20 protein-coding genes are annotated in these 12,803 nt (G+C 64.8%); all 20 read right to left on the bottom strand.

Going from position 1 to position 12,803, the window contains the following annotated elements:
* Positions 1-3: 3 nt before the first annotated feature.
* Positions 4-498, bottom strand: coding sequence for a hypothetical protein (locus V2L32_RS12225; protein ID WP_331232695.1), 495 nt, complete (start codon positions 496-498; stop codon positions 4-6).
* 12 nt (positions 499-510) lie between these two features.
* Positions 511-861: a hypothetical protein gene (locus tag V2L32_RS12220; protein WP_331232693.1), complete on the bottom strand. Its 351-nt coding sequence runs from the start codon at positions 859-861 to the stop codon at positions 511-513.
* 4 nt (positions 862-865) lie between these two features.
* Entirely contained in the window at positions 866-1,261 is a 396-nt protein-coding gene (locus V2L32_RS12215; RefSeq protein ID WP_331232692.1) for an HK97-gp10 family putative phage morphogenesis protein, read from the bottom strand.
* A gap of 5 nt (positions 1,262-1,266) precedes the next feature.
* Complete coding sequence (locus tag V2L32_RS12210) at positions 1,267-1,644, bottom strand: hypothetical protein (RefSeq protein ID WP_331232691.1); 378 nt, start codon at positions 1,642-1,644, stop codon at positions 1,267-1,269.
* 234 nt (positions 1,645-1,878) lie between these two features.
* The gene (locus V2L32_RS12205; protein ID WP_331232690.1) at positions 1,879-2,709 is read right to left on the bottom strand and encodes a phage major capsid protein; all 831 of its coding nucleotides are present in this window, start codon (positions 2,707-2,709) and stop codon (positions 1,879-1,881) included.
* Positions 2,710-2,720: 11 nt separating this feature from the next.
* Positions 2,721-3,107, bottom strand: a complete 387-nt coding sequence (locus V2L32_RS12200) for a hypothetical protein (RefSeq protein ID WP_331232689.1) — start codon at positions 3,105-3,107, stop codon at positions 2,721-2,723.
* Positions 3,108-4,385, bottom strand: coding sequence for a hypothetical protein (locus V2L32_RS12195; protein ID WP_331232688.1), 1,278 nt, complete (start codon positions 4,383-4,385; stop codon positions 3,108-3,110).
* Positions 4,386-4,401: 16 nt separating this feature from the next.
* Positions 4,402-5,415 (bottom strand): hypothetical protein, encoded by a 1,014-nt coding sequence (locus tag V2L32_RS12190; RefSeq protein ID WP_331232687.1) that lies wholly within the window; start codon positions 5,413-5,415, stop codon positions 4,402-4,404.
* Between the two features lie 3 nt (positions 5,416-5,418).
* Positions 5,419-6,960, bottom strand: coding sequence for a hypothetical protein (locus V2L32_RS12185; protein ID WP_331232686.1), 1,542 nt, complete (start codon positions 6,958-6,960; stop codon positions 5,419-5,421).
* A gap of 3 nt (positions 6,961-6,963) precedes the next feature.
* A complete protein-coding gene (locus V2L32_RS12180) occupies positions 6,964-8,289 on the bottom strand; it encodes a terminase large subunit domain-containing protein (RefSeq protein ID WP_331232685.1) in 1,326 nt (441 codons plus the stop codon).
* Positions 8,258-8,740 carry a hypothetical protein gene (locus V2L32_RS12175; RefSeq protein WP_331232684.1) on the bottom strand — a complete coding sequence of 161 codons (483 nt, stop codon included), beginning with the start codon at positions 8,738-8,740 and terminating at the stop codon, positions 8,258-8,260. The genes V2L32_RS12180 and V2L32_RS12175 overlap by 32 nt, the downstream gene beginning before the upstream one ends.
* A gap of 230 nt (positions 8,741-8,970) precedes the next feature.
* Positions 8,971-9,432: a hypothetical protein gene (locus V2L32_RS12170; protein WP_331232683.1), complete on the bottom strand. Its 462-nt coding sequence runs from the start codon at positions 9,430-9,432 to the stop codon at positions 8,971-8,973.
* A gap of 315 nt (positions 9,433-9,747) precedes the next feature.
* Positions 9,748-9,990: a winged helix-turn-helix domain-containing protein gene (locus V2L32_RS12165; protein WP_331232682.1), complete on the bottom strand. Its 243-nt coding sequence runs from the start codon at positions 9,988-9,990 to the stop codon at positions 9,748-9,750.
* Between the two features lie 117 nt (positions 9,991-10,107).
* On the bottom strand, positions 10,108-10,296 hold the full coding sequence (locus V2L32_RS12160) for a hypothetical protein (RefSeq protein WP_331232681.1): 189 nt from the start codon (positions 10,294-10,296) through the stop codon (positions 10,108-10,110).
* Positions 10,293-10,448, bottom strand: coding sequence for a hypothetical protein (locus V2L32_RS12155; RefSeq protein ID WP_331232680.1), 156 nt, complete (start codon positions 10,446-10,448; stop codon positions 10,293-10,295). Before V2L32_RS12155 ends, V2L32_RS12160 begins: the two co-directional genes overlap by 4 nt.
* A complete protein-coding gene (locus V2L32_RS12150; protein ID WP_331232679.1) occupies positions 10,445-10,663 on the bottom strand; it encodes an IS1/IS1595 family N-terminal zinc-binding domain-containing protein in 219 nt (72 codons plus the stop codon). Before V2L32_RS12150 ends, V2L32_RS12155 begins: the two co-directional genes overlap by 4 nt.
* A 148-nt stretch (positions 10,664-10,811) precedes the next feature.
* A complete protein-coding gene (locus tag V2L32_RS12145; RefSeq protein WP_331232677.1) occupies positions 10,812-11,123 on the bottom strand; it encodes a hypothetical protein in 312 nt (103 codons plus the stop codon).
* A gap of 199 nt (positions 11,124-11,322) precedes the next feature.
* Positions 11,323-11,838 carry a hypothetical protein gene (locus V2L32_RS12140; RefSeq protein ID WP_331232676.1) on the bottom strand — a complete coding sequence of 172 codons (516 nt, stop codon included), beginning with the start codon at positions 11,836-11,838 and terminating at the stop codon, positions 11,323-11,325.
* A gap of 77 nt (positions 11,839-11,915) precedes the next feature.
* Positions 11,916-12,314 carry a hypothetical protein gene (locus V2L32_RS12135; protein ID WP_331232674.1) on the bottom strand — a complete coding sequence of 133 codons (399 nt, stop codon included), beginning with the start codon at positions 12,312-12,314 and terminating at the stop codon, positions 11,916-11,918.
* A 257-nt stretch (positions 12,315-12,571) separates the two neighbouring features.
* Positions 12,572-12,766 (bottom strand): hypothetical protein, encoded by a 195-nt coding sequence (locus tag V2L32_RS12130; protein ID WP_331232672.1) that lies wholly within the window; start codon positions 12,764-12,766, stop codon positions 12,572-12,574.
* Between the last annotated feature and the right edge of the window lie 37 nt (positions 12,767-12,803).

The raw sequence follows: 12,803 nt of genomic DNA, 5'->3' as shown, positions 1-12,803 counted from the left end.
AGGTCAGTCGGCCGCTGGGCGTTCGTGGTAGCCCATCGCAACGATCACGAACTCGCGATAGACCGTCGGCGAGCGGTCGGAGTCGTGGGCTTCTGACGCCTCAGTCGTTCCGACGAACTGGTAGCCCTCGACGTCGGTCGCGTTGTTCCGACAGGTCTCCCGGACGAGTTCGGCCAGCTCGGTCGCGACCGTTCCGGGATGGACGTCCGCCTCTTGGATCCGACCGGTCTGGGTCGTCCCGCCCCAGCAGTCCACCTGGACTGTCGTCACGGGATTCTGCGTCGGGCCGGCCCCGCCGGGGTCGATCCCGGTAAAGCCGGTCACGCCGCTCCCGGGGACCGTCGTGTCCTTCGTCGCCGGGCGGATCGACGGGTACGATAAGCCGCCGTCGTAGTCCGGAAAGTCGATGTCCTCCTCGGTGAAGGTGACCGACACCTCCGAAAACGGGAACTCTGCATGCAAGAAGTCGATCAGGTCCTGTTTGACGTCTCGGACCATGTTTACGTGAGGTTAGTCCTCCACGACGCTCAGGACGACCACACCGCCGTCCTCGACGTGCGTATCGAGCAGTCGGTAAGTCGTACCTTCGGGGTGATCGAGGAGTGTGGGCTGTGAGCCCTCGCCTGCTGGGGAGAGCTCCGGATCCGCGCCGTCCGGCACGCACCGGAGTTCGATCGAAACCTCGGTCTCCGAGCCGTCCGAGTCGGTGAGCGTGCGCGGCATCCCGCGACGCTCCTTGATCATCGCGATCTCGCCGTCGGCCTCATACTCCGGCAGGGTTCGACCACCGCCGCCGGTCGCGTTCCGGACCGTGACCGGCTTGCCGAGGCGCTGGATCATCCGCTTCTGTGCGGCGAGCATCCCGTTAGCTCACCCGCCGAGCTTCAATCGAGGCGATCGTCGCCCCGGTGTCCTCGACACCTTTCGCCTTAGCGATCCGCTTCGCCTCGTCTTCGACGGCGAGGGCGACACATCGGACGATGTTCGCCTCGCTGTTGAGCGGGATGCCCTGCGTCCGGGAGACGCGCTGCGCGTAGCCGGCGATATCGCCCGAGACGCGCTCGGCCGCCGGTCGCATGAACGGACGCGCTTGCATCTTCGACGTTCCGAGTTCGTGATAAATCGCGTACGACGTCTGTGGCCCGACAACGTACGTCGTCGAGCCATCGAACTGGACGCTGACGTCGTTGAGGCGGTTGACCGCCTTGTTTATCCCGGTCGTCTTGATCGCCCAGCCGCCGGATCCGAACGTCTCGCCCATCGCGATCAGCGCGCCTCCGAGGTCCGCGTCGACCGGACGTGCCGGTCGGTGTTCCGAATCACCGACGATCCGAACTCGTCGCCCGGATCGAGTCGGCGGATCCGTGCTCGGAGATCGGCGATCGGGTTGTTCAGGTAGTCGATCGACGAGCGGCCGGAGTCGACCGACTCCTCGGGGCGTTCGTGCGTCTGGAGGAGCCGGAGCGCCGTCAGCGCCGCCTCGAAGTCCGACCGGTGAGTGTCGTCCTCGAAGTCCTCCGGATCGTACACTCGGTAGATGTCTCGCGCCGTCCGCTCGAGCGCTTTGCCGATGGTCGGTTCCTCGACGGTCGCGAACGGATACTCGGACTCGACGTCCTCCGGTTCTGCGGCTGGATCAGTCATCGTGGTACTGGCAAGGCCTGTCTCGGCCGCAGACCTCTCCGCTCGTCATCGTCTCGGTGCACGTTCCGGATACGCCGTCGCTCTCAGCGATCTCGACCGGGTCGTACCGGTCTGCGAGTCGTTCGGCGACCTCGCGATCGACATCGGCGTCGAGCGAGACATGCTCACCGCTCTCCGGGTCGCGAACAGCGCCCCACGAGGGACGAGAACACCGAAGGCGGGTCATGATAATTACTACGCGACTCCGCCGGGGACGTACATCGCAGCCTGCGGGTCTGTGACGCCGTAGCCCCACATACCGCTGATCTTGTACATCGTCCCGTCGATATCTCGCTTGTCGACGACCTCGACCGACGTCGGTTCCCACTCGACTTCGTAGCCGTAGGTTCCGGTGTCGACGAGGAACGCATCGTCGGTGAGGTCGCCCGTGTTCGAGAGGACGTACGGCGTCCCGAACATGTCCTCGAGAACGCGGTTCCGGATCAGCTCGTCGCCACGATCGGTCGCGTGCGTGAACCGGTCGTCCTTCGCGAGCTCGCCGAACGCCTGTGGACCGACGACCCAGAGCATCCGGTCCGGGTTGTACTCCTGGTCCATCATCTCGACCCACGCATCGACGGTGACCTCGTAGTTGAAGTCGGTCTCGCCGTCGCCGATCTCGATGTCGTTGTTCTCCTCCGCGAGGAGTTCGTACGCCTGCGCGTCGAGCTTGCGGGCGTTCGACTCCATCATCTGCCCCTGCGCGTCGAGCTCCGCGTCGATGCGCGAGAAGCGGACCGCCTCGTCGGAGATCGTCACGGCGAAGCCGTACTTCGCCCACGTCGCCGACGCCTCGCCGTACTCCAGTTCCATCTGGGGGTACTGCGAGAGTTCGTCGATGTCCGCCATCGTGTCCCGAAGGAAGTCGTCGCTCGGGGTGGGGAACTTGATCTCTTCTTCGTCGTTGTCCGTCGCGTCGTAGTCCCTGAAAGCGTTCCGGAACTGGTACATCGGGGCCGTCCTCTCCTCGAGGATCGACTCGATGGTGTAGCTCTGAACGGGGACGTTCTGGGTAGTAGTTGGCATGTATCGTCACCTCAGTGGATGTTCACCATCGCGATGCCGGCGCCGAAGTCGCCTCCGTGCGACAGTCCGGCCGCATCGCCAGCGTCGGTGAGGGCGGTGAAGTGTCCGTCGCCAGCCGCGAGTTCGCCCGCTTCGGCGCTCGATCCGAGCTGCTCGCCGGCGACGACTGCGTCAGCAACGAACGCCGGCACCGCGCCGTCGACCGCGACCGTCACGTTGTCGCCAGCATCGGCGTCCTTCGCGACGACGCCGAGAGCGTGATCTCCATCTCCTGCAGCGACCGCGGCACCGGCGTCGATCGCGACCGCCTGGTAGGCTTCGAGTGCTTCGCCGGCCTCGTACGTGACCGTCCGCGCACGGTTGAACGCCGCGGCGGCGGCCTGTGGGAGTCGTGCCATTTAGAGCACCTCCACGGCCTCATCGTAGCTCTCGGCATCGGTGAGCTCCGTGACCCGCGTCTTGAGTGTCTCCGGTGCCGAGGAGCCGAGCGCCTCGATGTCGCGCTGGAGTGCACGTGCCTCGTCGAGTGACTCCTCACTCGGACTGTCGTCGTTCGGCTCTCCACCCGAACCGCCGGTCTCCGGCGTCTGTGAGAGTGCCTCAAGCGAGAGTTCGCCCTCGTCGTTCTCGAGTGCCGCTACCTTCGCCTCGAACGACATGGCCTCGACGGCCTTCTCGTTCAGCCCGAAGGTCTCGGTCAGCACGCCACCGAGCTGGCCGTCGATCGTCTCGACGTGGCTCTGGAGCGCCTCGTAGTCATCCGCAGCGACCACTTCGACATCACCGTCGACGTCGTCAGCCGCCGCGAGCAGTTCATCCGCGCGCGAGAGCGCTTCGGCATCCGCCCGCTCGACGAGGACCGGCTCCTCGTATCGGGGGAGCTGCCGCAGCACCTCGAGCTCTTCTTCCGTGTAGTCGTCTTCGTCAGTCATGGTTTGACCTGTGGTGTCCGCATCCGCATCGCCGCTGCCGTCCGCTCCCGAAGTGGTCTGACCCTCTGCCGATGGGTCGTCATCCCCTTCCGGGCCGTCTCCGCTACCGCTGCCGATGCCGGTATCCGCCGGCTCGTCAGAGTCGAAGCGTGCTGACAGTGCCTCTGCGTAGAACGCGCTCATCGCCTCGATATGGTTGCCCGGCATCCCGCCGTCAGGGACCAGGCCGAGATCGCGGACGCTCCCGATCTGTCGAGCCTCGTATAGCTCGTCGTAGTCGGTGCCGTCGGCGTCGACCTCCTCGACCGACCGGAACATCACCGGCGAGATCTGCGCGAGCGCTCGCTGAACGAGGTCGCCGGCGTACGAATCGGCGATGAAGCCCTCGAAGAACAGTCCCTCGCCGGATTCGTAGCGCGTCGACTCGATCTCACCGACCTTGTCCTCGAACGTCACGCCCGACTCGATCTCGACACCGACGTCGGTCCGAGTGACGCCGACGTGCTGCTCGGGGTCCCAGTCCGGCGGGATCGTGATCGGCTTGCCGACGAACACCTCCCGATCGGCAGCGTCCTCGAGGACGTCGCCGGGCCACCGGGTAGGCTTCCCGCTCATCCCCTCCGAGATCGCTCCCTCGGGGATGAGCATCCCCCGCACTCGGAGCTGGTTCGCCTCCGCGTCGGCGGGCTGTTCCACGACGGCCGACCCGTCGCTCAGGACCTCCGCTGTATCTGTGACTGTCATGGTCTCGGTCTCGGGTTCAGGTCGCTATCGTTAGTGCGCAGACACAACTCGGGTGGGCTGGATACAGCCCGCGCGCCTCCTCGGGCGACCACGGCGCCTCGTTCGAGAGGTCGACGCACTGATCGCACGCGCCGGGTGAGAGGAGCGGTTCGACCTGGGTGACGCCGAACTCCTCGTAGCGCTTCGTCGTTGCCACGTGGTGCGCGTTCATCACCTCCGTGCGAGCTATCGTCGTCGCCCGGCCGGTGTAGCCGGTGTGGCGCCCATCCGACGCCTTCCCGACGGTGTCTCGGATCCGCGTGGCGATGTCCCGTGGCCCCTCGCCCTGTGAGAAGCCGTCGAGCAGCTCTCGCGAGAGGTCCGACCCGAGCTCGTCCGTGAAGCCCTCGAGCGCGCGGAAGTTCCGCTCGAAGAGATCCTGCATCGCGTCCTCGTGGATCCCCGACCGGACGACCGACGCCGCCGGCGTGTCCGCGTCGGGCACATCCAAGAGATCGACGTCGTGCTCGCGAAACGCCCGGCGGAGGTCGCTATCGGCGTCGGTGATCGCCCGCTGATAAGACGAGGAGATGTAGGTATTCTCCCCGCCCCACTCGGTGAGGATGTCGTCCTCGAGCTGGCGGTCGAGCCACTCGCGAAACGCAGCTTCCTTCTCACTATCACGCGAGAAGTCGAAGGATCCGGGCGGCGAGACCAGCGCCTCGGTCTCGAGCCCGAAGATGTCCTCCTCGACGATCGCCTCGGTCGCCGCGATCCGGATCCGCTTCAACGCGCCCCGGAGGTTCTGGGCGTACTTCGAGTAGTGCGTCTCCTGTTTGTGAGGCAGGTCGTTCGCGAGCGCTTCGATCCCGGTGCCGTGGCCGGCGCCGGTGCCGTGGGCGACGAAGTGATTCCGGACGTGATGCCCGATCGCGTGGTCGGTCGCGAACGCCTCGAGGTCGGGGTGGCGAGCGTACTCCGGCCCCGCGCCGGGTGACGGGCCGTCCCAGCAGGGGCTCAGGAGGTCGTGGACCGGTGAGCGCGTCGACATCGGTTAGTCGTCCGCCTCGGTGGGGGGCTGTGGCGGCTGTTGGGGCGGGTCCTGGGGCGGCTGCCCTTCTTCTCCGCCGTCGCCCTGGATCGCCTCCCGAAGCTCCGCGATCTGTTCCTGGACCTCCTCGTCCTCGGCGCTGACGACGTCCTCGTCGATGTCGCGCTGCGTCTCGGGATCGAGCATCAGGATCTGCTCGAACAGCGGATCGTCGTCGATGAGTTCGTAGGGGTCGCGATTCCCGGCGACGTTCTGGAGCATCTCGGTGTAGAGGACGCCCTTCTCGAGCTCCTCGACGGTCAGCGAGAGGATCGGCGACGCTTCCTCCGGTGGCTCGACGCGGGCCGTCAGGTCGGTCGCGTCGATGCCGAGGTTCGTCTCGACGACCGTCCGGAAGAGCTGGGTGACGAACTCGCCGAGTTCCTTTCGCTCGCGGTTGATGAACAGCTGGTAGCGCTTGTCCTGGCGCTCAGTGACGAACTGGTTGATCCCTTCCTCGAACCCGACGACGAACAGCGGCGTCGGCAGCGCACTCGTGATATTGCTCACGTAGAACTCGAGGTGTGGGATGACGTCGGGGACCTCCGAGGCGAGGTTGTCGAGCTCGATCGCCCCGTCGTGGAACATCATCGCCCCGGGGTCGGGGTCCTCCATCTCCTCGACGTACTCGTCCTGGCTCTCCTTCGACCACATGAAGATCTCGGCGTGCTTTCCCTCCTCGTCTTCCCACTCGAGTGTCTCGTGCCCGAACGAGACGTCCCAGAGGCCGCCACCTTTCGTCAGAACGACCTTCTCGGTCGAGCGGAGGATGTTCTTCAGGCCGGCGACGTCGTCGTCGATCGTCTCCGTGATCGGGTTGCCCCAGACGCCGTCGAGCTGCTCCGTCCCGAGGCCGGGGTCGAACACCGAGCGCGTGAAGTCGTTAGCCGATAGCGGGACCGTCTCGCGGTCCTTGTGTGGCCGTAGCGCGTCCGGATGCCACTGGATGAACGCCGCGGGCTCCCCCCGCTTCGTCTCGTGGACCGTCTGCGCGTCGACCAGGCCGTCTTCGATATCCGACGGCTCAACGAGTATCTGTTTGTTCGGCAGCGTGACGAACTTGCCCGTCTCCGGTCGGATCGGGTTGACGCCCGTGATCGTACTGTTGGCGTCCTCCGGGTCGTCCCGGACGTGCTCGACCATCATACCGCCTCGGCCCCAGCGCTGGACCACCGACTGCGCAAGCAGCGGCTCGAACGGCTTGTGACGCTCCCCTGCAACGATCCCCGCCTGCGGGATCCACTCATCTTCGAGATAGTTGATCGCCCGATCCGGTCCGTCGAGTTTCAGCCCCGGTTCGGTGACGTCGTAGGCGAAGTTCAGCAGCGAGGTTCGGACGATCGGAGTGTTCTCGACCGTCTGCCAGTAGTCGTAGATGTTCTCACCGGGGTCGACCACCTCGAGGTCGCCGGATCTGATGCTGAACCGGGGGCGTCGCTGTCGCGTCTCGACGTTCTGCTTGAGGCGGGCCGAGAGGGCTTCGAGCCCGCGTGAGATTCGTCCCATGTGTTACATATCCTCCGGGCGCGAGCCGTGGTATCTGACGGTCGTGGGTTTCGTCTGCGAGAAGTTGTCACCCATCAGAGCGTACCTGAGAGCGTCGAGTGCGTGGTCCTCGGCGACCGACTTCCCGACGTGCTCCTCTTTGTAGCTCATGAACTCCTGGACCAGCTCGACGCACCGATCCGAGACGAGCAGGCCCGGCCGCTCCTCGTGATCGACGTCGACGAACTGCCGGACGAGCGCGATCCCTTCGTCGAGGTCCTTGATCGCTCCCTCGCAGGGGTAGCCCGCCGAACGGAATGCCTCCTGGTGCTCCGGTTCGGTCTCCGAGTGGATCGTCCCGACCGGTTTCTCGTTGTCTCGGAGCCAGTCGACCGCCTTCTGGTACTTCGTCTCGGATCGGTAGAACGAGTCGACGACGATGTACTGATCGTAGCTCGTTTTCGCGATCTCGAGGACGACGCGGGGATCCGCCCAGCCGTGGTCGTAGCCGTAGATCCGCCAGTCGCCCGAGACGAGGTCCCACGCCTCTGATTCGGCGACAACGTTCCGCTCGCGAGAGAACGAGGGGTAGACGAGACCCTGCGCAGCGGCGAACCCGCCGTGAAGCGCCTGTGCCTCCCGAGGCGTCCCCTCGAACTGTGCGAGCATCTTCTCTTTCTCCGAGAGGAACGGGTTGTCGAGCGACGACCCGACGATCACCTCCATGCGATCCGCCCACGGTAGGGGTTCGCCGTCCTCGTCCACCTTCCGCTCCGTGATGTCGTAGTACTGGTTGAACCCCGCGCCCGTGGACGTCCACAACGTGACGTTCGGCCCCGCCTCGGTCCGTTGGCGTGAAACGAGCATCTCGTGGAGGTCGTACAGGTTCGTCGTGTCGTAGTGTGCCGGCTCGTCCCCCCAGATGCCGTTGAACTCGGAGCCGGCGTACCGGTTCCACTTATCGGCCGACCCGAGCCGGGCGACGGCTCCGTTGGTGTACGTCAGCCGCTTCTCGTTCGCGTTGTACCCCGCGACGATCGGCGAGTTCTCCGGATCGCCCGCCGCATCGTTCGGGACGGTGTTCTCACCCGGGAGTTCGTCGAAGAACACGCGGTAGGTCGCCGGACCGCCCTTCGCGAAGTCCGGGGCGAGGACGAGGTACTCGCCGCCACGCTGGAGTGCCGTCCGATGGATCCACCTCGAGCCCAGCACCGACTTCCCACCCCCGTAGCCCGTCCGAAGGACGACGAGGTCGTACTCACCGGAGTGGATCGCCCGGAGCGTGTCCGCCTGATAGGTCGTCCACTGGTGGTTGAGTTCAACTGTCGTCGCTTGTGACGATGCTGTCATTTATGACTACCTCGATCGGTCCGCCGCCCTCTCCTGAGTGTTCGTGTTTGTGGCGCTCGGCGGCTTTCGCCCCGACGATGTCGGTCAGCAGATCGATGATCTCTCGAGCTTCCTCTCGCCGGAAATACCGCGCTTTCTCATCCGGCCCGATCTCGATTGTATCTGGCACGACATACTTATCGACGACCTCACCGGTCTCGTCGTCGTACTCGTCTTTGACGTTGAGGTTCCCGTCGTCGTCGGCCCATACCTTTACGGGACACTCAGCGGTTTTCGACGCGTGACCAGCCGAACGGAGCTGCTCTTTCAGTTCGGCGATCGCGACGTACCGAACGCCGGCCTCGACGTCCGCCATCTTCGCCTTTGCCTCCTGCGAGGGTGGCGATGACAGGTACTTGTCGACCGTCCGCTCCCTGACACCCAGCGCCGTCGCGATCTCGGCGTTCGTCATCTCGGTCGTCCAGTGCCAGTGAAACGCCACGAGACGGCGTGTGTCCGCCGAGCCCACCGGCGCGTCCGGCGTGGCATCCCTCGAGATTCCGAACATGGCTTATGGTATTTTTATATTACCGATCGTCTTGACACCGATAGCAGACGTCGCCGCTCTCGGTCCGCTCATCGCCCGACGGATCGAACGGGATCTGACGCTCGCAGCCCGCGCACGTCCAGCTCATGCCGGGCTCATCGGACGCGCTCGATCGCCTTCGCGACCGCACGCTCGAACGTTGCATGATCGTCGCCGGAGGTGACGGGAGAGCGCTTGAGCCGCTTCGTGAGCTCGAGGAGGAGTACCCAGTCATGGGAGATCTCGTACTCCTCGAGCGTCTGTGAGATGTTCGCCGCGACGTCGACGGCCTCGCGGGTCGAGCGTGTCGGTTGATCCCGTTCGGCGTCGAACTCGCCACAGCAGGCACAGTGACGTGAGCCGCGCAGCTCGTTCGCCGCGCCCGTCTTCGGCGGCGGATAGTCCTTCGGACACCGTCCTGGAAGCGTCGGCTGCTCGTAGAACCCGACCTCGGTCACGTCGTGGTCGTGATCCGGGCGATCCTCGTAGATGTAGCGGACGTAATCGGAGTGTTTGCGACCGACCTCCCAGGGGAACTCGTGGGTGCGTCGAATCCGGAGGTAACACCGCGAGCACACACGGTGGTTGTCGTCGATGAGGGCCGTAAAAACGCGCGAGGGGGCCTCGGGTATGGAAACGTACGGGTCCGTCGGTGCTGGTGGGCTACGCTCCGGTCGGTCTGACTGGGAGTTCGGGTTCGAGATGCTCATGGCTATGAATAGGGAAACCCCGGATCCGGGGCTCCGAGCGTGTACGGAAAGGGTGGGTGGTGTTGGGGTTGGGCCGAGGGTTGGGGTGGTGGGGATCGCGTCAGGGCGGGTGCCTCTGACTTCTGTAAGGGCTACACTGTGCCCTCGGGCAGCAGGACGTGTCCCAGAACGTAAATAACAGCGTTAGCTCACTATATCGTACACTACTTCGCGCGCGTCGGAGGTATGGCCGTGTCGGGACGTGATGAGATTCTGCCGCTTCAGTTCGTTCGCGCGGGAGTAGACCGTCTCCCGACTCATCCCGGCCCGTTCGGCGATCTCCGAGGGGGTGATCGGGCCGTACCACTTGATGATGTAGAACACGAGCGTCGAGCCGTTCGTGAGCTCCTTGAGGGCGACGCGGTCGGTGAGCGGGGAGTCACTCATCATTCTCGGCTCCGTTCCGTGCCGGGGCGCTCGGGCGCTCCGGACAGAGCTTGCGTTTGTGGCGCTCGAAAAAGAACCAGCTGTCTAACTCGCGCTCGCAGTACGGGCAGGGATAGCTCATCGAGCATCACCTACCGAGTAGACGTGCTGGAGCTCGAGCTCGCGACGTTCACCGATCCGCTGGAGCAGTTCGTCGTGCCCGGCGTAGGGTCCGATGCGATCGACGGCTCGGCCTTTGAACCAGTAGTGATCGCGGAGGACGATCTCGACCGAGCCGTGGCGGATCAGGACGTCTCTCGCAGTCACGTTTCCACCTCACGGCGCGTCTGAGCCAAAACAAGGGAGAGAATCATCACCGCTAAAAAGAACGTCGCGAGCTCTATGCTCGCTGACCACGCGACGATTACCACTGTGGCCCATATTAGGACCTCTACCACACGTTCCTCTGAGATGTTCATCGGTCGGCCTCCTTTCCGAGATCGAGGAGGACCTTCGCCAGCCCCGAGACCGATCGGTTGCCGTCCCTCGGTGGCCGGTATCGGATCTCGTCGAACGTCTCCCCGCAGTCGTGACACCGATACCGGGGTTCGGAGCTCGGAATCTTCGTGCGCGCGTTCCAGTGTGTACCGTCGCAGTGTGGACAGGCCGCGACGTCGTTCGAGTCGGCGGTCATCGGATCCCTCTCGAGTAGTAGATCCAGAGATCTCGGTCAAACGGGAGCGGGATGAACACGTCCAGATGACGTGCGTGACCGTTTGATGCGTAGTCGATCCACGGGAACCAGCTCCCACGAGACGTGCATACTTTGGCCCCGATAGAGTTCATGCGTCCATCGCCTCCCGGACCCGTTTCGACGGCTCGGGATCGACCGAGATCGACCACTCCTCGTCATGGGCGTATTGTGCGAGATGGGGGCCCTGCATCTCCTGTGTGTGGCCGTAGCCGTTGCCCGTGCCGAAGAAGACTGCTCGGAACGATCCGTTCGCAACACCGACGTAGATCGTCCGACCGCTCGGATGATCCAGTCGGAGAAGATGGTCCTGATAGTAATCGAGGATCCGCCCAGCCTGCCGCTCGTTTGTGATCTTTGCGAGTTCTCGTCTGATCTCGCCGTCGTCCGTTTGTGATGTCATCCGTCGAGTGTGTCCCGCCCCATTTTCCGTCAGAATCTGACGACGCATTTTGACGCCGTCAGACCCCGAGAGAACGCCGTCGAACGCCGTTCGAGACGACGTACCCTCGGCTAACGATACCTTTACATTAATACTACAACTACTGCGGTTATTAGAACGTGTTTGGGGAGGTGGAAGTCCTCGGTGGAAATAACCCATCTCAGACCCCCTTACCCTCTATTTCCGTCGTCAGATTCTGACGAATCTCCGCACCCGTCAGATCGGTCAGATCGATCTCTACACGGCTTGGAGAGCCCTTTCCGCTGCCTGTGGTAAAGGTCACACCGTCCAACGGGTTGAGTCGGGATGCACCGTCGATATCGGCCTCTCTCCCATCGGCGGCTCGCTTCATCGCGTCGAGAACTGAGCCTTTGTGGTACCCTCCTCCGAGCGCCCCGTTCGCCTCGTCGCGTGTGAGACGGGCGACTCCGTGGTTCCCCTTCGCGTTGTTGTAGAGAACCTGGCGGAGTCGTTGAGCCCTCGCATCCGGCGTGTCTGCGCCACCGTCGCGGCTGACGATCGCGACCTTCTGGCCGATCTCCTCGAGGTCCTCCTCGACGTCCTGGAGGCGCTGGAGCATGTCGCGGACCTCGTCGGGTTCGTACGCACCGAGCTCGTCCGGGTCGCCGAGGATCGTCTCGACGAGAAGGTCGAACTTGCGGCTGAACCCATCCATCCGCGCCTCGAGCGCTCGGATCCGCCGCTCCTTGTCGTCGGCGACGGGCTGGTGAGGCTGGATGTGCGGACCCGCCATTAACCCTGACCTCCCTCGCCGTCGACGAGCTCCCACGCCGGCGTGAGACCCTCGCGTTCCATCCGCTCGAGGGCGTCGTCGAGGACCTGATCGGTCGCCGGGACGTGTGGGTTGTCGGTCGGCCCCTTCTCCGCGGCGATCCGCGCGGAGACGACCAGCAGGTCCGGGTCGGTCGTCGTGCTCGGAGCGGCGCCGTAGAGCGCGGTGAGATCACGGTCGACCTTGTTCGTCTGATCTCGAGGACCAGGGGCCGTGCGCTTGTCGACCTTGTGACCATCCTCAATCCGGTCGTAGTCGGTGATGTGGCTGTCTCGATCGAGGTTCTGACGCCGGCGACCGAGCAGCGCTCCGACTCGGCGCTTCGTGACCTCGGCCTTCCGCTCGACGGCCTCAGACATCGTAGACCTCCTGGACCGGCGACCGGCGCCGGCAGCGTGATCGTGAACACTCGAACACAGCACCGTCCCGATCGCCTGTAGAGAGGACCCGACCGCACGCGGGACAGGTCGGGATCGTCCGGGCGTAGCGCTCGGCGCTCATCGCGAACCACGCTCCGGGCAAATCGGGTTGTCGCACTGCGCATCGGGCAGGAGGAGCTCGTCGCACCCGTCGCATCGGGACCACTTCCCGACCCCACCGGATCGGCTTCGCGAGCTCACGCCGACCCCTCCCGGTCGCTGATCCGTTCGTAGGCGACGACCTCCTCCCGAGCCTCCTGGAGGCGATCGGTCGCGAGCGCGAGCGCACCCGCCGCCGCTGCGTTCTCCTCGGCCTCACGGAGCTCCGCGTACTCCTCGAGGAGGTAGTCGAGCAGCAGGTCCGTGCGCTCGGCGGTGGAGATCTCCGTCACGCCGACGCACCTCCCGAAGATCGCGGAGTGTCGCGAG

The organism is Halalkalicoccus sp. CGA53 (genome assembly GCF_036429475.1).
Lineage (GTDB): Archaea > Halobacteriota > Halobacteria > Halobacteriales > Halalkalicoccaceae > Natronorarus > Natronorarus salvus.
The sequence above is the reverse complement of the archived record's forward strand: the minus strand, read 5'-3'. Positions and strand labels throughout refer to the sequence as shown.